Origin of the sequence: Gemmobacter caeni, from assembly GCF_003054195.1 — a bacterium.
GTDB lineage: Bacteria > Pseudomonadota > Alphaproteobacteria > Rhodobacterales > Rhodobacteraceae > Gemmobacter > Gemmobacter caeni.
The window spans coordinates 1-1,494 of sequence record NZ_QBKP01000068.1; the positions used below are offsets into that span (position 1 = coordinate 1).

Consider the following 1,494-nt stretch of genomic DNA (forward strand, 5'->3'; position numbering starts at 1 on the left):
GGTGTGCCATCGAGCGCCTATACCGCGAATATCGGGGCGCAGGGCTTCGATATCGGCGTGACGGCGGCGATGGGGATGAACCCGCTGATGATCGGTCTGCAGCAGGGCTCGCAGCTGGCGGGCATCGCGCAGCAGATGGGCGGCGGCGCGCAGGCTGCCAAGGGGCTGGCACAAGGGCTCTTGTCCATCTTCAACGCCACCAGCCTTGCTGCCATCGGCCTGACGACGCTGGCGGCCGTGGGCATTCAGGGCCTGATGGCACTGGCCGGTTCGGCCAGGTCGCTCGAGGAGCGGATGGAGGCGGTGAAGACCGCCTTCGAGCGGTACAAATCGAGCATGGCCATCGTCAACGCCAGTTCGGACGATCTGGCCCAACAGTTTGGCAAGGCATCGGCGGCGGCGCTTGGCCTCTACACGGTGCTGTCGAACCTCGACCGCATGACGCTGGCGCAGAAGCTGAAGGACACGGGCAACGCCCTCCGCGAAACCCTCAGCATTCCGCGCACCGATCCCGACCTTGAATTTGCCTCATCACGGATCGGCCGCTTCTTCGGTCTCGGCGGCGGGTATACGGCGCTCAGCACCTATGGCGGCGAGATCGAAAGCTTCAAGGCGGCGATCAGGGGCGTCGAAACGGCAGAGGGGGTCGATGCCCAGACGGCGGCGATGCAGATCCTGCTGCAGCAGGTGTAACAGCTGGTCGCGCTGAACGGCGAGACGTCGGAGGACGAGCAGAAGCTGATCGACCTGATCCGCGACCGGGCGACTACCCTGCTCGGCATTCAGGCCATCGAGACCGCGCAGGCCGAGGCGAAGAAGCGTCAGGTGGACCAGATGGTCACCGGCTATCGTCAGGAGGCCGACCTGCTGGCGGTGACGGCGCGGTTCGGGTCGGACAGTATCGAGGTCGAGCGGCTGAAGGCGGCACAGGCCCGCGAGAACCTCGATCTGCGCCTGAAGGGCATCGGCGTCGAGAAGGGCAGCGCCGACTGGCTGCGCGCCCGGATCAGCCTCTCGCTGCAGCTGGCGGCACAGGAACAGGCGGCGCTCGAGGCGCGCCGGGACTGGATGGCGGATCAGCAGGACCGGCTGGCGGCGATCACCCGCGAGACCGGGCTGATCGGGGCCAGCAATGCCGAACGGCTGCGGACCAATGCGCTGGCCGAGGCCGAGGTCGATATCCGCAAGCGCAAGATGGGCCTCCTTGAGGCCGAGGCGCACCGGATGCGCGCGCTGGCCCGGGCGGCGGCGGAGGCCGAACGCGACCGCCAGCGCGCGCTGAACGATATTGCCACCACCGGGCTGATGGACGGCTATGACGCCCGGCTCGCGGCCGAACGCAATCCGCAGATGCGGGCGCAGATCGAGGCCGAGAAGGAATATGCGCGCCAGATCGCGGCGGGGGCCGATGCCACGGTGGCGGCGGCCTCGGCCGAGCAGGTGCGCACCCGGGCGCTGGCGGGGCTGCGTCAGGAACAGCTGGACTTCCTGCGC

At 68.3% G+C, this 1,494-nt stretch carries 2 protein-coding genes; both read left to right on the forward strand.

Annotation, left to right across the window (positions count from 1 at the left end; genetic code table 11):
* The coding region (locus C8N34_RS26605) for a hypothetical protein (protein WP_211317753.1) at positions 1-693 on the forward strand (693 nt) is incomplete at its 5' end.
* A 132-nt stretch (positions 694-825) separates the two neighbouring features.
* On the forward strand, positions 826-1,494 hold a 669-nt coding region (locus tag C8N34_RS25745), incomplete at its 3' end, for a hypothetical protein (RefSeq protein ID WP_211317754.1).